The sequence below is a fragment of the Allobosea sp. 01N443 genome, from assembly GCF_056399325.1.
Window position 1 is genome coordinate 14,553 of record NZ_JBFTRC010000112.1, and the last position, 16,210, is coordinate 30,762.

At 63.7% G+C, this 16,210-nt stretch carries 16 protein-coding genes; 4 read left to right on the forward strand and 12 right to left on the reverse strand.

The genetic code is table 11. From position 1 onward, the window contains the following. Positions 1-58: 58 nt before the first annotated feature. On the reverse strand, positions 59-889 hold the full coding sequence (locus AC1DRP_RS23450; protein WP_476769709.1) for an alpha/beta fold hydrolase: 831 nt from the start codon (positions 887-889) through the stop codon (positions 59-61). Between the two features lie 427 nt (positions 890-1,316). Between AC1DRP_RS23450 and AC1DRP_RS23455 the strand changes: the two genes are divergently transcribed. Next, positions 1,317-2,066 carry an SDR family NAD(P)-dependent oxidoreductase gene (locus tag AC1DRP_RS23455; RefSeq protein WP_476769710.1) on the forward strand — a complete coding sequence of 250 codons (750 nt, stop codon included), beginning with the start codon at positions 1,317-1,319 and terminating at the stop codon, positions 2,064-2,066. A gap of 143 nt (positions 2,067-2,209) precedes the next feature. Here AC1DRP_RS23455 and AC1DRP_RS23460 read toward each other — a convergent pair whose 3' ends face one another. The 8 genes from AC1DRP_RS23460 to AC1DRP_RS23495 form a co-directional block, all read right to left on the reverse strand. Next, positions 2,210-2,902, reverse strand: a complete 693-nt coding sequence (locus AC1DRP_RS23460) for a response regulator transcription factor (RefSeq protein WP_476769711.1) — start codon at positions 2,900-2,902, stop codon at positions 2,210-2,212. Positions 2,903-2,919: 17 nt separating this feature from the next. Further along, positions 2,920-3,282 carry a response regulator gene (locus AC1DRP_RS23465; protein ID WP_069881415.1) on the reverse strand — a complete coding sequence of 121 codons (363 nt, stop codon included), beginning with the start codon at positions 3,280-3,282 and terminating at the stop codon, positions 2,920-2,922. A gap of 2 nt (positions 3,283-3,284) precedes the next feature. Continuing rightward, complete coding sequence (locus AC1DRP_RS23470; protein WP_441506927.1) at positions 3,285-3,926, reverse strand: response regulator transcription factor; 642 nt, start codon at positions 3,924-3,926, stop codon at positions 3,285-3,287. Continuing rightward, entirely contained in the window at positions 3,916-6,846 is a 2,931-nt protein-coding gene (locus AC1DRP_RS23475) for a PAS domain-containing protein (RefSeq protein ID WP_476769712.1), read from the reverse strand. The genes AC1DRP_RS23470 and AC1DRP_RS23475 overlap by 11 nt, the downstream gene beginning before the upstream one ends. Before the next feature lie 311 nt (positions 6,847-7,157). After that, entirely contained in the window at positions 7,158-8,105 is a 948-nt protein-coding gene (locus AC1DRP_RS23480) for a mechanosensitive ion channel family protein (RefSeq protein ID WP_441492881.1), read from the reverse strand. A gap of 112 nt (positions 8,106-8,217) precedes the next feature. Beyond that, a complete protein-coding gene (locus AC1DRP_RS23485; protein WP_441506929.1) occupies positions 8,218-8,643 on the reverse strand; it encodes a cupin domain-containing protein in 426 nt (141 codons plus the stop codon). A 62-nt stretch (positions 8,644-8,705) separates the two neighbouring features. After that, positions 8,706-9,458 carry an SDR family oxidoreductase gene (locus AC1DRP_RS23490; RefSeq protein ID WP_476769713.1) on the reverse strand — a complete coding sequence of 251 codons (753 nt, stop codon included), beginning with the start codon at positions 9,456-9,458 and terminating at the stop codon, positions 8,706-8,708. Between the two features lie 147 nt (positions 9,459-9,605). Continuing rightward, positions 9,606-10,523 (reverse strand): MBL fold metallo-hydrolase, encoded by a 918-nt coding sequence (locus AC1DRP_RS23495; RefSeq protein ID WP_476769714.1) that lies wholly within the window; start codon positions 10,521-10,523, stop codon positions 9,606-9,608. 588 nt (positions 10,524-11,111) lie between these two features. Between AC1DRP_RS23495 and AC1DRP_RS23500 the strand changes: the two genes are divergently transcribed. Then, positions 11,112-11,588, forward strand: coding sequence for a GNAT family N-acetyltransferase (locus AC1DRP_RS23500; RefSeq protein WP_441506932.1), 477 nt, complete (start codon positions 11,112-11,114; stop codon positions 11,586-11,588). 53 nt (positions 11,589-11,641) lie between these two features. Here AC1DRP_RS23500 and AC1DRP_RS23505 read toward each other — a convergent pair whose 3' ends face one another. The 3 genes from AC1DRP_RS23505 to AC1DRP_RS23515 form a co-directional block, all read right to left on the reverse strand. Further along, positions 11,642-11,938 carry a hypothetical protein gene (locus AC1DRP_RS23505; protein WP_476769715.1) on the reverse strand — a complete coding sequence of 99 codons (297 nt, stop codon included), beginning with the start codon at positions 11,936-11,938 and terminating at the stop codon, positions 11,642-11,644. Between the two features lie 71 nt (positions 11,939-12,009). Next, positions 12,010-12,381 (reverse strand): class I SAM-dependent methyltransferase, encoded by a 372-nt coding sequence (locus AC1DRP_RS23510; RefSeq protein ID WP_476769716.1) that lies wholly within the window; start codon positions 12,379-12,381, stop codon positions 12,010-12,012. A gap of 330 nt (positions 12,382-12,711) precedes the next feature. Beyond that, on the reverse strand, positions 12,712-13,383 hold the full coding sequence (locus AC1DRP_RS23515) for a LuxR C-terminal-related transcriptional regulator (RefSeq protein WP_476769717.1): 672 nt from the start codon (positions 13,381-13,383) through the stop codon (positions 12,712-12,714). A gap of 569 nt (positions 13,384-13,952) precedes the next feature. On the opposite strand from AC1DRP_RS23515, the gene AC1DRP_RS23520 reads away from it, so the two are divergent. Further along, positions 13,953-14,618: a heavy metal response regulator transcription factor gene (locus AC1DRP_RS23520; protein WP_441492874.1), complete on the forward strand. Its 666-nt coding sequence runs from the start codon at positions 13,953-13,955 to the stop codon at positions 14,616-14,618. Between the two features lie 16 nt (positions 14,619-14,634). Next, on the forward strand, positions 14,635-16,041 hold the full coding sequence (locus tag AC1DRP_RS23525; RefSeq protein WP_441506935.1) for a heavy metal sensor histidine kinase: 1,407 nt from the start codon (positions 14,635-14,637) through the stop codon (positions 16,039-16,041). The last annotated feature ends 169 nt before the right edge of the window (positions 16,042-16,210 follow it).

Sequence of the window (16,210 nt, forward strand, 5' to 3'; positions counted from 1 at the left end):
ACGCCCGGGGACTGCAATGAGGACGAGGCGGTTTCGTTCGCCGCCTCGTCCTCGATCGTCAACCTCGGATGAATGCGAGGATGTCCTTGTTGACAATATCGGCGTGGGTGGTCGCCATGCCGTGCGGCAACTTGTTGTAGATATTCAACGTCGCCCGCTTCAGCAGCTTGGCCGAAAGCGGTGCGCTGGCGCCGATCGGGACGACCTGATCGTCATCGCCATGCATGACAAGAGCCGGCGCCTCGATCACCTTGAGGTCCTCGGTGAAATCGGTTTCGGAAAAGGCCTTGATGCCGTCATGCTGCGCCTTGGCAGCGCCCATCATGCCCTGGCGCCACCAGTTCTGGACGAGGCTGGGATCCGCCTCGACCCCGGCCCGATTGRAGCCGTAGAACGGACCCGCCGCGAGATCGGTGTAGAACGCGCTGCGATTGGCGGCGAGGCTCCGCCGAAAGCCGTCGAAGACCTCGAGCGGCAGGCCGCCGGGATTGCGGTCCGTCTTGACCATGATCGGCGGGACCGCGCCGATGAGGACGAGCTTTGCGGTGCGGCTCCGGCCATGGCGCGCGACATAGCGCGTCGCCTCGCCCCCACCCGTGGAGTGGCCGATATGAACGGCGTTGCGCAGGTCGAGATGCTCGATGACGGCCGCGGCGTCGGCGGCGTAATGGTCCATGTCATGGCCCTCGCTGACCTGGCTGGAGCGGCCATGTCCACGCCGGTCGTGAGCGACGACCCGGAAGCCCTGCGCCAGGAAGAAGAGCATCTGGGCGTCCCAGTCGTCCGAACTGAGCGGCCAGCCATGGTGAAAGACAAGCGGCTGGGCCGATTTCGGGCCCCAGTCCTTGTAGAAGATCTCGACGCCATCCTTGGTCGTCACGTAGTTCATGCGTTGGCTCCTTCTGCTGTTGTGAGGGGGCGCGATGGCGGGTTGTGCGAAAGCAGGGAACGGAAGCGCTCCGGCCGCCGCCATGCCGGCCGTGCCGCGCAGGAGATCCCGCCGAGTGAGGTCGGGCGGGCAGGAAAAGGCTTTGTTCGGCATCGACGCCTCCAAGGCTAAAATATTCAGCGACGACCTGAAGACTTCAGGAAGACGAATTCATCGCAGACGCCCCGAACCGTCGACCCCGAAACCGCAGAAACACTCACGCAACAAGCGGTTTTCGAGGCAATTCGATCCTGAAGTTATTGTCGTTTTCGATCAATACGCCCCAGGTCGATCCACTCTATACAGAGGTATAGGATATAATACCTTTCGCATGATTTGATTTCAGCGCAGACCGGCCCAGCTTCGGATCATCCAAATGGAGGTCCACATGGGAAAACTGTCGAGCAAGATCGCCGTGATCACCGGCGGCAATAGCGGCATCGGCTTCGCGACAGCGCGTCTCTTCGCAGCCGAAGGCGCGAAGGTCGTGATCGTCGGACGGCGCGAAACCGCAGTCAACGAAGCGGTCACGGCACTGGGGCGTCAGGTCATCGGCCTTGCCGGTGACGTTGCCGATGTCGTCACGCATGAGCGTGTCGCCGCGCTGGTCGCGGAGCGGTTCGGAAAGGCCGATATCTATGTGGCGAATGCGGGCGGCATCCGCATTCAGCCCAGTTCCGCCGTGACGATGGCTGACTATGACGCGCAATTCTTCACCAACGCGCGCGGCACCTTCTTCGGTGTGCAGACGATGGCCCCCTTGCTGCGTGATGGCGGCGCGATCCTGCTGACGAGCTCGGTCGCGAGCCGCAAGGTGCTGGAGGGCCACGCGGTTTACGCTGGCAGCAAGGCCGCGATCGAGGCGTTCGCCCGCAACTGGGCGCTGGAGTTCAAGGATCGGCGCATCCGCGTGAATGTGCTCAGCCCCGGCCCGACCGACACACCGATCCTCGCAAAGCTCGGCGTCGCTCCCCAAGCGCAGCCGCAGGTCGAAGCGCAGGCCGCACGGATGATCCCATTCGGCCGGATGGGCAAGGCCGAAGAACTCGCGCAGGCAGCCCTCTTTCTCTGCTCCGCCGAGGGCGCATTCGTCACGGGCGTCAACCTCGCCGTCGATGGCGGCATCTCGCTGACCTGATCGCCGCAGAGGCCCTACGCCCTCCCCCGCGCCGAAAATCCCGATGATCGCGGCGCGGCGGCGGGATTGCCGCGCCCTCGCCTTCGTCAAGGCTGGAGCATCCCCGCCTTTCCCCCGGGAGCGGCGCTCCAACTCCGCGTCACCTAGGCCGCCTGCGCCTCGCGCAGTCCGACGGGCAAGGCCTCCCAGGCCCGGATCAGTTCGCCGATGGAGGCGACCTCCATCTTCCGCATCAGGTTGCCCCTGTGCAGCTTGACCGTTACCTCGCTGATGCCGAGGTCGAAGGCGATCTGCTTGTTGAGACGGCCGCGCGCGACCTCCTGAATGATCTCGCGCTCCCGCGGCGTCAGGGTCTGCAGGCGCTCGGCATGGCCCTTGACCCTCGCCGCTTCCGCCCGTCGCGCCGCATCCAGCGCAATCGCGGCGCTGACGGCGTCCAGTAGCGTCTGGTCGCGGACCGGCTTCTTCAGGAAGTCGACCGCGCCGGCCTTCATGGCCTGAACGGTCATGGGGATGTCGCCATGCGCGGTCAGGAAGATGATCGGCTTGGGATGTCCATTCGCTGTCAGCTGGCGCTGGAGGTCGAGCCCGCTGGAGCCGGGCATGCGCACGTCGAGGATCAGGCACCCCGGCTTGTCGAGTGCGCCGGTCTCCAGCAAGGCCTGTGTCGATCCAAACGACACCGCCTGGAAGCCGGCCGACAGCATCAGCTCGGACAACGCTTCTCGCACCGAAGCGTCGTCATCGACGATGATGACGAGGGGCTGCTCCGCCTCGGCCTGGCGCTGGGCCGAGCGCGGCACGGAATTTCGGGCAAGCGAGCGGTCAACGATCATGTCCACCTTCCACCTCTCTATTGACGCAAGGCTCTGGCGATCGCCGTGAGCAGGGCCTGGCCGTCGAAGGGCTTGCAGAAGAAGCTCTCCACGGCGCGCGCCCTGATCTGCCCGGCAATCTCGTGGCGCCCGGTGATGAGAAAGACCGGCAGGTTCGGGCGTTCCCGGTTTACGAGGTCACGCAGCTCGAAGCCGTCCATCCCCGGCATTCCGATATCCGTGATGAGGAGATCCAACCCGGAGAGGCCCGCCCCGATCAGCCCTGCCGCGGAGGGGAAGCTGCGAACCGCATAGCCGGCCGACTCGAGCAGGTCCTCGAGCGACTCGAGCAATCTCGGATCGTCATCGACCACGGCCACGACATGTCTCTGCTTGCTCACGCTCAGGCTCCTCCCATCCGGCGCGAATGCTGGATCGGGATTTCCAACCGCTCCGCAATTCGCACCAGGTCGGCGAGCGATGACGCCGACATTTTCTGCATGACGTTCCTTCTGTGGATCTGAAGGGTGACTTCGCTGATGCCGAGCGCGGCCGCCGCCTGCTTGTTGAGGAGCCCGCTCACCACGAGAGGCAGGACTTCGCGCTCCCGAGGGGAGAGCTCGCGATAGCGCTGCCTCAGCAGTGCGAGTTCGCCGCGCTTCGCCCTGGTTTCCAGATCCTGCGCGATCGCCGCGCGGATCGCGCTCATGAGCGCCACATCGCTGAAGGGCTTGGTCAGGAAATCGACGGCGCCATGCTTGATGGCGGCGACCGAGGACGGAATGTCGCCATGCCCCGTGATGAACACGATCGGCGGATGATTTCCCTGTGCGATCTGCCTTTGCAGCGCGAGCCCGTTGATATCGGGAAGCTCGACGTCGAGGATCAGGCAGGCCGGGAGATCAGGCTTGTCCGCACCGATATAGTCGCCAGCCGTCTCGAACGGGATGGACGGGACGCCGTTTGCCGCCAGCAGCTCGCCCAGCGCCTCCCGGAGAGCGGCGTCGTCGTCGACGATGAACACGATTATATCGTCAGCGGTCATGATCCGCCTTCGTTTCAACGGGCAGCGTGAAGATGAACGTCGCCCCGCCGGGCTGATTGTTCTCGGCCCAGAGACGTCCGCCATGGGTTTCGATGATTGTTCTAGAGATGGCCAAGCCCATGCCCATTCCATTGGGTTTCGTTGAGAAGAACGGCTCGAACACCTTTTCAGGCGCTCCGATGCCCTCGCCCGTGTCCCGGACTTCGGTGCGGATGAGATCGTCGGCGCGCAGGCAGCGGATGCGAAGCACCCCGCGCTGCGCTGGCTCCATCGCCTCCAGGCCGTTGCGGATCAGGTTGACGAGAACCTGCTGGATCTGGACCCGGTCCAGGTCCAGCGGCGGAAGCCCGGCCTCGACGTCGATCTCGATGCGGATGCGGCGCCGGGCCGCCTCTTCCGTCATMAAACCCCGGGCCTCTTCGAGAATGGTGCCGAGCTGGCAGGGGTTTCGCGCCTCGCCCGTCTGCCTGAACAGGGCGCGGACCCGACCGACGACGTCGGACGCGGAATTCGCATCGCGGATGATGCGCTCGACGGTCTTCTGCGCCCGCTCCAGATTGGGCGGGTCCGAGGTGAGCCAGCGCTGGCAGGCATGGGAATTGGCGACCACGGCGGCGAGCGGCTGGTTGACCTCATGGGCAATCGAGGCGGAGAGCTCCGCAAGGCTTGCGGCCTGGGCTGCGCGCGCCAGGCGTTCCTGCGTGAATGTCAGCGCTTCCTGTGCGCGCACCTGATCTTCGATCTCGAAGCAGATGCCGTTCCACTGGACGATCTCCCCCTCGACATTTCGCATCGCCGCGGTTCGCGTCTCGACCCAGCGATACGCGCCATCAGCCCGGCGGAGGCGGTGTTTCATCGCATAGGAGGAGCCCGTCGCCAGCGAGAACCCATATTTCTCTTTGACGTCGGGGAGGTCGTCGGGATGGATGATCGTCTCCAGGGTACCGGCCAGTCGTGTCTTGCCCTCCTCATCCTTGTCCCCGAGCCCGAAGCCGAGAAACTCGCGCAGCTTCTCGCTTCGATAGATCGGCTCGCCGTTCGGTGCGGCGCAGTAGATGAGGGCCGGCAGCGTCTCGACCAACTGACGCAGCGAACGTTCGCTCTCCCTGAGCGCCTCCTCCACCCGAAGCTGATCGTCGATGTCGTGGGACAGGCCGTGCCACTGGATGATGCTGCCGCCTTCATCGCACAGCGGCTCCGCGCGTCCGTCCATCCAGCGATAGACGCCGTCATGGCGGCGCAGGCGGTAGCGCATCGAGAAAGGTTGGCCGCAGAGCAGGCATTGCTTCAGTTCGGCCCATAGACGCTCGGCGTCGTCGGGATGGATGGCGGCCTTCAGGGCTGCCGCGTAAGGCTCCGTCTGGGGCTGTTCAAGACCGCCTTCGTCAAGACCCAGGAAATCGAGGAAGCGGCGGTTGAAGAAATTCGGCTCCCCGGCGGGCGTCAACCGCCAGAGGAAGCTCGGCACCAGATCGACCAGCCGCGTCAGTTCCTGCTTCCGGAGGTGCAGCTCCGTCTGCGTGGTGATCAGGTCATGGATATCGACGGATACGCCGTACCAGCGGACGATCTTGCCTGCGTCGTCACGCAGGGCTTCCGCACGCGTTTCAGTCCATCGATAGCTGCCGTCGGCTCGATGCTGAAGGTATTTGATATTGTAGGGCGTCGCCGTCGTGACGGATTTGATGAAGGTCTGTTCTGCCAGTTCCAGAAAATTGGGGTGGATCATCTTCCTCAACGAGAGGGCCCCATCCGGCGCCGTGACCGTCTCGAGCGTGGCGCCAGTCACCTCCATCATCCGCTTGTTGAGATAGGCGGGCCGGCCTTCCGCCGTCATGCTCCAGATCATGGCCGGGACCGTGTCGATCAACTGCGCGAGATGCTGCTCCCTCTCGCGCAGGGCGGCCTCGGTCTTCTTGTAGACGTCGATGTCGATCGAGGTGCCGAACCAGCCCGTGATGCGCCCCTCGCCATCCCGCGTCGGCCGCGCCGAGATGCGGTGCCAGACATAATGTCCGGTCGCGCGCAGCATCCGGTACTCGATGTTCCACGGCTCTCCCGTCTTCAGACAATGGCGCAGGGTCGAGGCGGCCCTGTCGACATCCTCGGGATGGACACCGCGCATCCAGCCGGCCTCGCCGCCATCGATGAATTCGCGCTCGCCGAGGCGGCGGTTGAGATCCTCCAGGGCCATGTCGATGGCGATCTGGGCGGCGGGGGTCACATAGGTGAACTTGCCCATCGCGTCGAAAGCCCAGGCCTTGCCGTGCAGGCTCTCGATCACCTTGGCTGCGCTGACCGCGTCCACGGTCTCGCCGAGGGATTGCGCGATGGTCCAGCGGTCGCCCGGCCTGGAGACCATGGCGTCGACATTCACGCTGACGCCATAGCCCGGCTCGGCACGGAGCTCAGTCCAGCGATAGCTGCCGTCCAGCTGGCGCAGCCGATAGCTCGTCACCTGGGGCACGCCGGTCCAGAATGCGTAGGCCGCCGCCTGTGCGATCGCAGCCCTGTCCTCCGGGTGGACGGCGCTCTCGATCGCCTCGCCCGGAGCGGTTCCGATCCCGTCCGGACGGCCAGGCACCTGCCGCGGTGCTGTCCCGATCCGAGCGCTGCGGCTGGTGGGCTCGGGGAAGACGAGGGCGGCGATGCAAGCGGCAACCAGGAGGAATGCCCCGAGCGACAGCGCGGCCTCCCGTATGGCGCCCGGGTATAGCAGGGCGGCGACGGTCGCACCGGCTAAGGCGGTGAGCAGCGCGGCCCAGAGCGCCACAAGCAGATAGCCGCGCGCATGGAGAAAGACTGCACCGAGCGGAGCCAGGAGGCCGAAAGGAGTGCCGGTCAGCCAGCATGCTAACAGACCCAGAGCCAGCGTCCCGACGATCAGGGCCGACGGCGTTCGATGAAGCGCTGCGATCATGGTCGGCTGCTCCCTCCGGAGACGGAATGCCTGGAAACCGTCACAGCTTCACTAGCACCAGTCCTCGAAGACACGGCTGGCAAACTCAGCGAAACCTAACGCTGGGACGGCTGCGCCGCACTTATGGAAATCCATGACTTGCACGTCGCCGTGCAAGCGGCCGGTCGCAGCGGGTAGCCGCCTCTCCTGCCGTTGCAACGCCACCGGGGCGTGCCGGTCCAGGCAGGGGTCCGGGACCGGGCGGGGATGAGCGCGCGCCAGCACCCGGCGCAGGATACCCGCCGCCGCTTTCCGCCTGGGCCCGTTGTGGCCTAGGCGGGCATGGCCAGCGAAAGACCGCTTGCACCGCATTGGTCATGGATCAGGTCTATGATCTCGTTCCTGGCGGATATCCCCATGGCGAGGCTCGCGACACGGAACTGCAACTCCACCTCGATTGCAGCCGCATCGATGGCCTTCAGGACAACGGCCGGCGCCGGGTCCTTGACGATCCGGGTGCTGGTTTCGAGCACGGAGCGCATGACGTCCTCGACGACGCGTGGCCTTTGCCCCGCGGCAAAGCGCAGGCTCAAGGTGATGAGATGCGACTCGTCAGGGCGGCTCAAGCTGGTCAGGCTCTGTTTGGCGAGCACGCTGTTCGGCAGCACGACGACATTGTTCACCCCGGTCAGCAGGTTGGTGGAGCGCCAGTTGGTTTCGGTGACACGGCCCGCAGTGCCGTCRCTCAACTGGACCCAGTCGCCGATCGCATAGGCCTTGCCGAGCGTCAGGGCGATGCCGGAAAAGACATCCCCGAGCGTGTTCTGCAACGCCAGGCCCAGGATGACGGCGACGACACCCGAGGTTGTCGCCAGGGTGGCGATCGGCATGCCGAAGACGAAACCCATGACCGACAGCGCCACGCCGAGATAGATGACGGCAATGGCCATGTCCAAGATGAGGTGGGCTTCCCGCGGCTTGCGATTGAGCCTGACATAGATGTGGATGAAGCCGATGATCGTCCAAGCGAGATGGGTCCACCAGAGGATCAGCGCCGATTTGGCGAGCAACGCGGCAAAACCCTCGGTGTAGATGCGATCGGGCTGATGTGGAGCGATGCCTCCAATGCCGAGCATCAGGCTCATGCCGGTGAAGAACAGGATCTGGACGATCAGGCGACCGGTCGGTCGGTTGCAGCCCTGAACGTGCCACACGACGATGCCGGCAGCACCGAGCACGTTGATCAGGACAAGCGACAGGAAGTGGTCATCACCGAACATGGGGGATTCACCGATAGCGGTTGGTCATGTCGAAGGACGGCCAGGCACCGGATCGGGCGCCCGGATCGTGCAACCGGATCGGGAAACCGGATCGTCCACCTGGCCTGTCCCTCTATTTCTTGAGCGGGAATGTCAGCTCCTGCTGGGCGGTATCGACCACGAAGACCGCGAGGAGCTTTGCGGGTTGCGTCTTGCTGGCATTCTCGCTGACGCCGTGGCGGTCTCCCGGCAGCTCCGAAAAGCTTTCGCCGGCCCGATAGTCTTTGACGGGGCCATCATTGACCTGACTGCGGATCACCCCTTCGAGGACGGTCGCGTAGATGAAGGCGGAGGTCGGATGGGTGTGGCCCTCCGAAAAGCCGCCCGGAGCGTATTCCACGAGAACGCCCCTCATGCTCTTGCCGGGCACGTTCGGCAGGACGTGGTCATAGACCAACGTGACCTTTGCGCCCTTTCCGCCACCGGGCGTGTCATGCGCAAGGGCCGGCCCCGACAGGAGGGCCGTCAACACGACCGCAGACCCTAACAGCTTGATCATATCCAGAGTCCTTTCATGGTTCAGGCACCGGGCCGTCTCAGATGAGGCCCATGCGCAGGTGGTTACTTTCGCGGCGCTGCAGCGAACCAGCGATCGAACTCGATGCGGCCGAAGCGGGGCTTATCGTCGGAGACGAGTGAGCCGTCCTCCAATCTGGTCCCGAAATACTGGGCTTCCGGATCTGCAACGACGGCGCGGCTGTCTCCGATCGCCTTGAGGTAGCGCGCGACGAAATCGCAAAGCCGCGCGCGCTCCGGGCCGGCGATTTCGATGATGCCATTGGCTGGGGCGGCCAGAGCGGCCTCCGCCACGAAATCGGCGACATCGTCGGACGCGATCGGCTGCAGATTGCCCGTCGACAGACGGGTCGTGTCGCCGACCGTGCCGGCCTGGGCGATGCCGCCGAGGAATTCCAGGAACTGCGTGGACCGCAGGATCGTGTAGGGAATGCCGGATTCCCTGACGATCTTTTCCTGCGCGACCTTGGCGCGGAGATAGCCGCTATCGGGCAGCCGGTCGGCGCCGACGATGGAAAGCGCGACATGGTGCTTCACGCCGGCTTGCCTTGCCGCAGCCATCAGGTTCCGGCCCGAAACCTGGAAGAATTCGAGCACGGCCTTGTCCTCGAAGGACGGTGAGTTCGCGAGGTCGATCACGACCTCGGCCGCCTTGAGGGCCTCTGCCAGACCTTCCCCGGTGATCGTATTGACGCCGGTATTGGGGGCAGCCRCAATGACCTCATGCCCCTGCTTGCGCAGGCGCTCCGCGGTYTTCGATCCGATCAGTCCGGTGCCACCGATAATGATGATTTTCATGAGATGTCTCCTTTCGCGGCCGTCCATGCGGCACGCCGTTCGATAGACCCTGAGTGCGAACGGCCTCATCGAGGCCGGGCTCGTCGGCCAAACCGGGCATGGGCTTGAAGGCTGCACACCCTGGTTCGGCCCCACCCCAAAAGGTGGTCAGTAGTCCCAGAAGACCGGGACGAAGCGGAAGGCATCCCCCTCGACCGCCACGCGGCCGACAGAGGGGAACGGCAGGTGAGTGGCCACCAGCTGCTCGCCGGTCGCGGCGAGCTCCGTCAAAAGGCGGACACGAACGCGGGCCGCCTCCTCGGGGTCGTGTTCGAAACCGTTGTGCCAGTCGGGGTGGTCGAACCCGACCGCGAAAACGGCATCTCCGGCGAATGTCAGGCGATCTGCGCCGGATGCCAGGCGGACGACGCTGTGCCCGGGCGTGTGGCCGCCGGTGCGATGGACGACTACGCCTGGCGCCACCTCGTGCTTCTCATCGAACGGCCGCAACTGCTCACGGTAATCTTCCGCGAACCGCTTGGCGGCCGACCGAAGCGCATCCGGGAAACCCGCCGGCATGTTGACGTGTGTGAAGTCGGGCGCCTCCCAAAACTTCACCTCGGCGGCCGCCACATGGATCCGCAGGTCCGGACGCAGCCGGTCCTTCACCCCGTAGACGAGGAGCCCGCCGATATGGTCCATGTGCATATGGGTCAGCACCACGTCGGTGACCGACGCGAGATCGATGCCGGCCGCCTCCAGTCGCCTGACCAGCTGCCCGGCCCGCGGCAGGTTCAGGTTCGGGTCCAGGCCCAGCCCGGCGTCGATGAGGATAGTCTGGCTGCCACTGCGGACCACGACCACGTTCAGCGACCAGTCGAAAGCGTCGGGCGGCAGGAACATGTCGTTCAGCCAGGCTGCCCGCGCGGCCGGCTCGGCGTTGTGTCCCAGCATCTTGGTGGGAAGCGGCAGCACCCCGTCGCTGACCGCCAGCACGTCAATCTCGCCGATCCGTACGGCGTAGCGCGACGGCACCAACTCTTCGGGCCCCGGCTTGGCGGGGCGTGAGGCGATGTCCAGGCTCATGTCTGTCTCCTACTGACCACCGTTCCATTCACGGTATCGACGACGCTAGGTTGAGCTGTCCAAGCGGTCGATTGGGTCTGAGGATAGGGTGAACCATACCATGTTATAGGTCCGCACCAGCTGACGGGGTGTCGAATACTGGGCGAATTCTGCGACACGGCGGCGGACCATCGGTCGCGAATGGCGATCGCCGGAACGCAAGCCGGAGCGTTAGACGCGGCGTCGACCCCTGGCTTCCGGGAGCGCGCCGCCAACCTTGGCTCGGCCCGGGTGATGGAGAAGGCAGGGCTCAAGCGCGAAGCCCTTCTCCGACTTTGGACCGTTCATCCGAACATCAGCGACGAGCCACGGGACTGTTTCAGTTACGCCAGGATCAGATGAGCAGCGTCCTCAGGCAAAGCTTCGCGGCAGAATTCCGATCTGAAACCGTCGCTCACCCCTGCATCATGCGCTGCCGCCTCGGATCGGCAACACGGCGTCGGGCTTCACATCGGCCACCAACGCGTCAGTATGGATCTCCCTGACGCCCGGCAAAAGGCAGGATCACCCACTCCAGACAACCCTGAAATAGCGCTAGGCTTCAGCCTCATGGACCTGCCCGATCTTCCGCCTGACTACGCCTTTCCGCGCCTGCCCCGGACCCAGGAGGCCAGCGACTTCGCCTTCGAGGCCAAGCGCGAAGCGATGGGGCCTCATATCCGTCGCCGCTGGCCCTGGGACGAGGCATTCCAACGGGGCCTTCACCAGCGCCGCGTCGAGGACAAGCCGTTCTTCCTGATCACGCGCGCCGGCCAGTCGATCGGGACGCTATCCCTGATGGTGATGCCGGACCATGTCCGGTTCGGCGAATTCTATCTCCTGCCGGCCCTCCACGGACAGGGCTCGGGCACGGCCATTCTGCGTCATTGCCTTGCGCTCGCGGACGCGCTTGCCCTGCCCGTGCGCCTGGAACACCTCCACTGGAACCCGGTTCGCTCGCTCTATCTCAGGCATGGCTTTGCGGAGACAGGGCGTTCCGAGACCCATTGCTTCCTGGAGCGACCGGCTCCTCGCAGGCCCGCCTGAACCCGGGTTCGGCCGCACCAGCAGAGGGTATTTTTGCGGTAGGCCGGACCGCGTCAGGCCACCGGATGATCAGCTCGAATGATCAGAAACGATGGACGCCGGGCATGGTCAGCCAGTTTCGGCCATTGCTGCAATGAAGCAGGATCGGGCCCGGGTTTGAGGAGCCGGTGGATGATCAAGCCAGCGTCGATCAGGGCATTTACGTAGCTGGCGACGGTACGATGTTCCCTTGGTGTGTCGGCACCGAGCCAGCGTACAAGCCGTGGTCCCTCATCAAGATAGCAATCCACCGGCCAATGCTGCCGGGTGCCGTCAGCCGCCTCGGCCCATTGCCGGGAGGCGCACGTCATAATCGGGTGCTCAACAGAGAGAATGAAGCTTCCTCCTTCTCTCAACCACCCTCTGACACGTCTCGACAGTGTCACGAATCATGGATGTAGTGCAGAGCAAGTCCGCTAACGACGACATCAGCGCTGCGATCGGGAAGCTCGACATCCTCGATCCGGCGTATCTCATAATACGCACGAGCGTCGCCACCGAGCTTGATCGCCTCTCGGATCATCTGCTCCGAAGCGTCGAAGGCCTTCACCGAACGCACGTCTTGTTCGAGAGCCAATCGTGCCAAGCCGCCGGTACCGCAACCCAGGTCAACGACATCCTTTCCTTGAAGCGGAGGCATCAGCGATAGGAGCGCGGGCTGCTCGATAACCTCATTGGGACGCCCTGGTCGGGATCGCAGTTTGCCATAGGCAACGCTGACCAGAGGATCATCGTAGAGCGCTCGATCGACCATGTTCAGTGCTGCTCCCGTTGTCGGAGCGCATGATGAAGGCGACGAGCCAGGCCCGCAACGGGCGATCCTGCCTCTTCGATTCCGGTTCGCAAGCTGACGTCTMATCAGGCGCCAGCCTGTGATTGCCCGCCCCTGGCAGATCGGGGATCAGGTCGAACCGCGTCGCCAGAATTCCGATCCGAAATCGTCGCTCCGCCCTGCGCCATGCGCTGCCGCCTCGGATCGGCAGCAGGGCATCAGGCTTCACATCGGCCACCGATGGGTAGGTATGGGTTTCCGCGACGCCCCAACCCGGTCAGCCTTGGTAAAGCCGGTCGGACCCGACGTCCTTCACAGGCGGAATCGGCTGGCCGGGATGCTCGACGCAGCAACCAGCTTCTGCGCGGCGATGAGCGCCTCCAGGCGATTATGGGCGTTCAGCTTGGCCATCAGCGTGGTCATGTGGCTCTTTACGGTCTTGTTGCTGAGCGAAAGCTCGCGCGCGATCTCGCTGTTCATCATCCCGCAAAGCAGGAGCCTGACGATCTGCTCCTCGCGGACGCTGAGCCTGTTGCAGGCCGGCTTCTGTCGTTCGAGCGCCTTGTCCTTCAAGGCGCAGATCAGCTTGGTCGCGAACGAGGGACTGACATAGACATCGTTCCGCTGCGCGCATTGAAGGGCCTGAATGAGGTCGTCTCCCGGGCCGCCTTTCAGGACATAGCCCTTCGCCCCGGCATCAAGGGCCCCGATCGCATCATCCGTGCTGGCCGAGGCCGTGAACACGATGATCTTCGTCTTGGGGGAGATCCTGGATGCCTCCGCAATCGCCTTGAAAACATCCCCTGCCATGCCCAGATCGACGATCATATCATCGGGCTGATGGGTGCAGGTGATAGAGACGATATCGTCCGCAGCATTCCCGGTCGCGGCGAGCGCGAAACCGCCCCGTTGCTTCAGAAACGCAGCGATCCCCTCCATCAACATCGGGTGATCATCGACTATAGCGATCGATCGGTCCGCCATGACCATGCCCCCATAGATTTATTACCCCGAAGCAATATTGTCTATTACTGATGTGCAATTTCATTTTAATATCATAATATAGCGAATTTTACTTATAAATTCATCTCGCAAGATTACCATATATACCAAAATTCCAAGGAATACCTCCTCAAGCGTGAAAATGCTTTTGGTCAGAGTGTGGCTGAAGTTCTGATTGCCGGCGAACGCCGCTAGAATACAAACTGCGGCTTGATCAGAATGACTTCAGTACGCACGCGACACAGGCACCTGGCTATGAATTGCAGGCTAGCGAACGCGAAATGACGCATCGATGACGCCCAGTTAACAGAACTGTCATTTTCGCGAGGACCGAAGAGGAGGCTTTATTCTGCCCCAGAACTGCGCTTTCAAGCCGCGCAGTGCGGCCCTGAGGCAAGCGCATGGTTTTCGCAGGCGAACGACGAGACTAACCACTCCCAAAGTTCGTAAAGCGCGCGGTTCATTTTGTGCTACAGTGGCGGAGCATTTCGCAATGGGCCGCGGCAGCGTCTTCGCCAGCCTTCAGGAGTGCACAGGAGGGCTGCGCACAGTTGAAACTCCTGATCGTCGAAGATGACGTCCGCACCGCGGCGATCCTGCGCAAGGCCTTCATCGAGGAAGGCTTTGTCGCCGACATGGTGCATGACGGCCTGGACGCCGTCACGGAAGCCCCGGGTGGACGCTACGATATCGTCATCCTCGACGTGAACCTGCCCGGCATGGATGGCTGGCAGGTGCTGCAGGTGTTGAAGCAGGCCGACCAGCGAATGCCGATCCTGATGCTGACGGCGCAGGATGCGATCGAGAAGCGCGTCAAGGGTCTGACTCTGGGCGCTGACGATTACCTGACAAAGCCATTCGCCTTCGCGGAACTCCTTGCACGCGTCCGGACCGTCTTGCGCCGGGCCAGTTCCGTTCCTGCCGAGATCCTGCAATTCGATGATCTGAAGGTCGATCCCCAGCGCCACAAGGTCACTCGCGGCGGCACGCCGATCCCGGTTTCGCCCAAGGAAATCCTGCTGCTCGAACTGCTCCTGCGCCATCGCGGCGATGTGCTGTCTCGAACCTTCATTGCCGACAAGGTCTGGGACATGATGTTCGACTGCGACAGCAATGTCGTGGACGTCAACATCCGCCGCCTGCGACAGAAGATCGACGACCCCTTTCCCCGCAAGCTGATCCACACCATCCGCGGGCGCGGCTATGTCATCCAGTAGCCTGCTGAGCCGCTGCGTGCCGGCATCGATCGCAGGCCGCCTGACGGCCTGGTTCTGCGCCTCGGCCTTCACTTTGGTCCTGGTGGCCGCCTTCGTCCTGTACGATGCCGTCCGCGCGACCGTGCAGTGGACGGAGGATCAGGTTCTCGAGCAGCACCTCATCGAAATACGGTCTCTCCTGCAGACGTCCAAGCCCGACACCGCCATGATCGCGCACGAGCTGAGCGAGGCAGCCGATGGGCCCCGCCAGGTTCTGATCCGTGTGTTGACGAATCTTCCGGACCTGGTGCTGACGACACCGGACATGGACAAGCGGCTACCGGCCACGCGCTTCCAGACGCCAGCCCCCAGTGCAACGCCCCATTATGAAACCATTACTGAAAACGGCTTCAGGTTTCGGGCGCACAGCGCGCTTGTGCCGCTGCAGGCGGAAGGCTGGCCAAAGGACACCGTCGTCCAGGTCGCCATGGATACGACACTCGATGACATGGCGATCGACCGCTTCAGGGACGTGCTCGTTACGGTGATCCTGCTGTCCGGCGCATTATGCGCCCTGGTGGGCTGGTTCATCATCCGGCGACAGCTCTCGCCGCTGCGGCGCGTGATCCACGCAACCGCGAGCATCGAGCGCGCGACGGCGAATGAGCGCCTCGTCACGGCCGGCCTGCCGACGGAGTTGGCCCATCTCGGCCTGGAATTCAACCATATGCTCGACCGGCTCGAGGGCGCCTATTCGCGTCTCCGGCAATATGCCGACAACGTCGCCCATGAACTGCGCAGCCCCATCAATCGCATGCTGCTGAATGTCGAGGTGGCGCTCTCGAAATCGCGCGACGAGGCCTCCTATCGCGACGTTCTGGAGAACACGCGAGACGACATGCAGACGATGGCGCAGATCGTCGACAATCTTCTCTTTCTGGCCAGGGCGGACAGCGACGAGGTCCAGCTTCAGATGGAGCCCGTGCGCCTCGCCGAAGAAATCGCAAACGTGCACGAGTTCTATTCGGCGCTGGCCCAGGAGAAGGGCATCGAGCTCCAGATCAGAACCGATCCCGAGCTCGTGATCGTGGGCCACGCCATGCTGCTCAGGCGAGCCTTGAGCAATCTCTTGAGCAACGCCCTGTCGCATACGCCACCTGGCCAGTTCATCGACATCACAGCCCATCGCGACGGCGACAGCGTGGTCGTCGCTGTCGCCGATGGCGGCGACGGCATCGAGGCTGAGGACCTGCCCTACGTCTTCGATCGCTTCTTCCGCGGCGACCGCTCCCGATCGAGCTCCGAGCGACGGCTCGGCCTTGGACTGTCGATCACGAAAAGCATCGTGGCCATGCATCACGGCCTGATTGCGGTCGTCAGTACCAAAGGCGCCGGCACGCGTTTCAGCATGACGTTTCCGGCCTCGATGCGCGCGCATGGCTAGTGATCGCGGCGCTTGAGCGGAGACGTGTCCCGGTCGCCTCACCTCTCCTTGAAGATCCTGTTGGCGTGGTCTGCGAAGGGTTTCGTCAGGAACGAGAGCGCGGTGCGTTCCTCGGTGGTGATGAAGACCTCGACCGGCATTCCGGGCTGGAGCTTGCGGTCGCCGAGGG

What these genes read in the sequence shown, in the direction of transcription:
- AC1DRP_RS23455 (WP_476769710.1), top strand. Translation starts at nt 1,317, where the DNA reads ATGGGAAAACTGTCGAGCAAGATCGCCGTGATCACCGGCGGCAATAGC.
- AC1DRP_RS23505 (WP_476769715.1), bottom strand. Translation starts at nt 11,938, where the DNA reads ATGACGTGCGCCTCCCGGCAATGGGCCGAGGCGGCTGACGGCACCCGG.
- AC1DRP_RS23515 (WP_476769717.1), bottom strand. Translation starts at nt 13,383, where the DNA reads ATGGCGGACCGATCGATCGCTATAGTCGATGATCACCCGATGTTGATG.
- AC1DRP_RS23460 (WP_476769711.1), bottom strand. Translation starts at nt 2,902, where the DNA reads ATGATCGTTGACCGCTCGCTTGCCCGAAATTCCGTGCCGCGCTCGGCC.
- AC1DRP_RS23495 (WP_476769714.1), bottom strand. Translation starts at nt 10,523, where the DNA reads ATGAGCCTGGACATCGCCTCACGCCCCGCCAAGCCGGGGCCCGAAGAG.
- AC1DRP_RS23485 (WP_441506929.1), bottom strand. Translation starts at nt 8,643, where the DNA reads ATGATCAAGCTGTTAGGGTCTGCGGTCGTGTTGACGGCCCTCCTGTCG.
- AC1DRP_RS23510 (WP_476769716.1), bottom strand. Translation starts at nt 12,381, where the DNA reads ATGGTCGATCGAGCGCTCTACGATGATCCTCTGGTCAGCGTTGCCTAT.
- AC1DRP_RS23500 (WP_441506932.1), top strand. Translation starts at nt 11,112, where the DNA reads ATGGACCTGCCCGATCTTCCGCCTGACTACGCCTTTCCGCGCCTGCCC.
- AC1DRP_RS23470 (WP_441506927.1), bottom strand. Translation starts at nt 3,926, where the DNA reads ATGACCGCTGACGATATAATCGTGTTCATCGTCGACGACGACGCCGCT.